The organism is Rathayibacter sp. AY1E3, assembly GCF_002932235.1.
GTDB lineage: Bacteria > Actinomycetota > Actinomycetes > Actinomycetales > Microbacteriaceae > Rathayibacter.
This window is the reverse complement of record NZ_PSVN01000044.1, coordinates 1-4,238: the sequence shown is the minus strand read 5'-3', so window position 1 is coordinate 4,238 and position 4,238 is coordinate 1. Positions and strand designations below refer to the sequence as shown.

Genomic DNA, 4,238 nt, shown 5'->3' with positions numbered 1-4,238 from the left:
CGCAGAGGACGTCGCGGCACGATTCGGCATGACGGCCGATGACCTGTTCTACCTCAACCCGTTCCGCTTCCCTTCAGACGAGATTCTGCGCGTCGGTGAGAAACTGAACCTCGCCGTCGCTACGCGATGACCTCCCGGCGGGGCACTCGCACGCGCGATGGCCTAAGCGGCTCGACCGGTCACAGGAGCGACCGAGGACCCCGGAGCTGACCCCGCCCGAACTCGCTCTCCACCGTGGAGCCGCTGCGTCAGAGGGCAGCCAAAGAGGTCGTGGGGGTCCCGGTGGGCGATCCCCTTACGGGACGCCCTCTAACCCGTTCCCGTACGGGACGATGCGAGCGCTAGTCTCCTCGCCGTGATCATTGATCTAGAGCCCGGCGACGCGCGGTGGGCGGCCGCTCTTCTCGTCCTCCGCGAGCTGCGCCCCCATCTCACTGACGAACTGCTCGAGCTGGTACTGCGAGAAGGCGCGCCCCAAGGTCTCCGCTTCACCGCCCTACTGCAAGACGATCGCTGCGTGGCTGTCGCCGGCTGGCGAGTAGTCGTCAACACGAGCGCCATCAGGAAGCTCTACGTCGATGACCTCTCCACCGCCGCCGCCGAGCGATCCCACGGTCACGGCGCGGCACTCCTAGCCGCCCTAGCGGAGCGAGGCCGGGAACTGGGGTGCAGCGCGATCGAGCTCGACTCCGGCGTGCAACGCTTCGAGGCGCATCGCTTCTACCTACGCGAACGGATGGACATCACCGCCCATCACTTCGCTCGACGGCTCGACCAGTAAGTGCAACGGGCTGCCTCCCCGCACCGTTCAGCAGGGGACCGCCACCGGACGCCGGATGTCAGTGGGTAGTTTCACCGTCCGGACGACGATCCCGTTACGGGAGGTTCGACCGGCGCTGCCCTCCGGATCTCTACCGAAGGCCGAGTGCGGGACATCAACGGTTTGATGACGTTTGCGGCGCTCGTGATGAGAGCAGGAGCGCGCAATGCTTCACTGACCTGCATGAGGCAGGGACGGACAGCAGGGCTGACATCCATTGTCGTCGCGGCAGGCATGGTCTTCAGCGTTAGCGGCTGCGCCGGCGTGACTTCGAGCTCGGCCGGATCCTGCGCCGCAAAGGCGGTCGAGCTTCAAGAGTCGACCTTGCAACCAGACGGAGTGGTCCGGCTCAGCGCCGACTTCATCTGGGAGACGTGTGAAGACACCGGAGGCACGAGCCGCGCAGCTTCGGACGTCACGGTGACCATCACCCCTTCCGCGAGCGGCGAAGAGATACTCCTCGGCCGACCGATACCGAAGGGCGAACGATCCACTGTCAACGAGTCCTTCGACCTCCCCGCCGACCTGCCCACCGGCCCCGCTGTTCTTGCCCTACGCTCACACAGCGGTGACCCGATCGAGATCGAACTTTCTCTCGAGATCACAGCACCGCCAGCCACCTGAGACGGGCCACGAATCGGCACCTCGCCAGCCGTTCAACCGATCAACCATCTCTGCACGACGACCAGGACGGTCATAGATCAACCGCTCCCGCCCGCGAAGCAGTATGTCGCTCCCAAGAGGGGCATACCTCTTCGTCTGTCACCTACGCCGGAAGGCTTGGTAGAGCGCACCCACAAGGATCAGGGGACCGATCACAAGGAGGACCCATGTTCTCGGGTCTTCGTTGGCGCGAGTGCACACGCCTGGCGCGTTCACGTAGTCCATACAGCTCCCTGATAGGTCGCTTGAGAGAAGAAACCCCGCCACGAGGACGATGACCGCGAGAGCAATCCAGCGCCACCTGACGCGACGCTTCACTGGTTCACCCGCGACCAGAACGTTTGTCGGAATGAGGGGTGATGGTAGAAGGAGTTCGCACTTGAAACGCCGCGACCTCCTCGAGCATCGAACCCGACTGCAAAGATCGGGGCTCCTGCCGACGCGAACGAGAGCAGTCGAGTTTGATTCTGAGTCATCCGCTCCCTGCCTCTCTTATCCAGTCGAAGCTCCTCGATCGTCGTCACCGCACACCAGGACTGTCAATGAAGACGTTTTCGCTCAGCGGCGTCCACGTCTCTTCGACTCTCCCGCCGTCCGGGACGACATGGAGAGTGTTCCGGTCGACCGTGGAGTCGAACCCGCCGACGCCGCAGCTTTGGTTCCATGTGTCCTCGTCAGCGAAGCTCGTCAGGCACGTCGTCTCCGGATCGCTCGTGCGCGCCAGGAACAGCGACCGGTCGCCGACTCGGCCGACGAGCCGGGAGCTGGTCTCGTCCATTTTGGACGAGGAGGCCCGCGGGGGCAGCGTCGGGAACGTATCGGCGTCGGTCGCCGCCCGGTCGAGGTCCGCGAAAGTGAGCGGCGGCCGCTCGGCGGTGGTGAAGCACCCGCTCAGCGAGGCCGCGCCCGCGGCAGCGATGGCCGTGATGGCGAGGGTTCGAGCGGTCACCCTTGCGATGCTGCGCGGTCGACTTGTCCAGGTCACGAGGTCAGCCTAGGAAGCGCGGGGCCAGGACGCGCCCTTTCCGGAAACTAGGGTGAGGGGATGTTCCCCGAGCTTGGCACCGCGTTCCTCGCGGGCGCGCTCGCTCTGCTCTCCCCCTGCGCTGCACCGATCCTCCCCGGCATCGTCGGCGCGCTCACCTCGACAGGGGACGGACGGGCTCGACCGTCTCGACAGGTGTGGTCGATCCTCGCGTTCGCGGTCGGGGCCGCTCTCGTGCTGATCGGATCCGTGGCGCTGCTGCTCGCGCTCGGCGCGAACGTGAACCTCGCCCGGCCGCCGTACACGTTCATCGCCGGCGGACTACTCATCGCCGCCGGCCTCTACTCCCTCGGCTTCCTCCGGATCCCCTGGATCACGAAGACCTCCACCCCAGTCGGCTCGGCCGCGAAAGCACTGCTGCTCGGAATCAGCTGCGCCGCCGTCTGGTACCCCTGCCTCGGCCCATCCCTCGCCATCGCCTACGGCCTCGCCTCCAACATCGACACCGTGGGACTCGGCGTCGCGCTGGGGTTCGTCTACTTCCTCGGCATGCTCACCCCGCTGTTCCTACTCGGACTCGTCCTCGCCCGCGCAGCACGCTCACGCCGCTGGCTGCGCCGCATCGGCGCCTACGCCAACAAGGCCGTCGCCGTGCTCCTCATCGTCATCGGCGTCCTCGTCATCACCGGGCTCTGGAACTCTGTGTCGCTGTGGATCGTGGACAACTCGAGCTGGTTCCCCACCCTCTGACCCTCAGGTGGGATCGCCGCGCTCCAGGCCTGGAATGGTTTCGCTGAACGATCGTTCATCAGAGCGAGTGGGGGCGCGGCGGTGGCCTTCGCTTCGACCATGTGGATCTAGCTCAGGTTCTCCTTCGAGTCCTATGGTGAGCGCATGAAGCGACTCGCTAAGTCAGGCCCGTTGGTTGGATGGACAATCGCATCGCTCGGCGCTGCTGGTGCCGCCGCGTTCCTGGTGCATTGGAGCTCGTGCTTCAGTGGCCTGAACGAGGGTTGCTACAGCGCCACACAGTCGGACTTCACGTGGATCGCCACGACGATCCTCTGGGCCATCGCCTTCCCGCTCGTGATACTCGGCGCCCTCGTGCTCTCGCCGGGACGACCCGTCACACTGATTGGTGTCGGGCTCCTCCTGGTCATCAACCCCCTCACCGACCCTGGAGCGTTCTTTCTCCCGTGGGATGTCGCGGACACTTTGCCCTTCACCGGCGTCGCCACGTCGCTGGCTGCTGTGACTGCAGGTCTCCTCCTGGCCAGATCTTCCCACCGAGCCCGTCGGCCCGATCACAGCCGAGTCGGGAAGCCAGCGCCCGCTGACGTCGCCTACTGACCTTCGATCGGCTTTGCGTCGTCCCGTTAGGGGATCCCCATACGGAACGGGCAGCCTCGCGCTCTTCGCTCCGTTGATGAGAGCCGGTGCTCTGGAGTTCAGGCGAAGTAGGGTGAGCGAAACGCGACGGGGGACGCCATGGGCCACAAACGATCGACCTACGGATTCAAGATCGGTGCGGCCTCGGTCGCGCTCATGGCCCTTCCTCTTCTCGGCGGGTGCGCGCAGGACACCACCGTCTACGACGACCCGACCGTGTACTCGGACTACGACAGGGCGCAGCAGGAGCAGGACGCACTCCCCTCGCTCGGCAGCGTCGGAGACAAGCTCGATCCCGACTCGATCCGGTTCGCCGGGTCCGTCGAGGGCCTCGACTTCTACTTGGCCTTACCTCGCGAGGGAGCCGGACACTGCGTCATC

General features: G+C 65.5%; 6 protein-coding genes. 5 read left to right on the top strand and 1 reads right to left on the bottom strand.

Annotation, left to right across the window (positions count from 1 at the left end; genetic code table 11):
• Positions 1-355 precede the first annotated feature (355 nt).
• On the top strand, positions 356-781 hold the full coding sequence (locus C5C53_RS16640; protein WP_104234413.1) for a GNAT family N-acetyltransferase: 426 nt from the start codon (positions 356-358) through the stop codon (positions 779-781).
• Positions 782-925: 144 nt separating this feature from the next.
• Positions 926-1,444 (top strand): hypothetical protein, encoded by a 519-nt coding sequence (locus C5C53_RS16635; RefSeq protein ID WP_146079334.1) that lies wholly within the window; start codon positions 926-928, stop codon positions 1,442-1,444.
• Positions 1,445-2,003: 559 nt separating this feature from the next.
• On the opposite strand, the gene C5C53_RS16630 is transcribed toward C5C53_RS16635, so the two are convergent.
• Positions 2,004-2,432: a hypothetical protein gene (locus C5C53_RS16630; protein ID WP_104234412.1), complete on the bottom strand. Its 429-nt coding sequence runs from the start codon at positions 2,430-2,432 to the stop codon at positions 2,004-2,006.
• A 96-nt stretch (positions 2,433-2,528) separates the two neighbouring features.
• Between C5C53_RS16630 and C5C53_RS16625 the strand changes: the two genes are divergently transcribed.
• From C5C53_RS16625 to C5C53_RS16620, 3 genes are all read left to right on the top strand, one after another.
• A complete protein-coding gene (locus tag C5C53_RS16625) occupies positions 2,529-3,218 on the top strand; it encodes a cytochrome c biogenesis CcdA family protein (protein WP_104234411.1) in 690 nt (229 codons plus the stop codon).
• Between the two features lie 144 nt (positions 3,219-3,362).
• Complete coding sequence (locus tag C5C53_RS16905; protein WP_146079385.1) at positions 3,363-3,818, top strand: hypothetical protein; 456 nt, start codon at positions 3,363-3,365, stop codon at positions 3,816-3,818.
• Between the two features lie 138 nt (positions 3,819-3,956).
• Positions 3,957-4,238 (top strand): hypothetical protein (locus C5C53_RS16620; protein ID WP_219813996.1); only part of this gene is annotated, 282 nt, incomplete at its 3' end.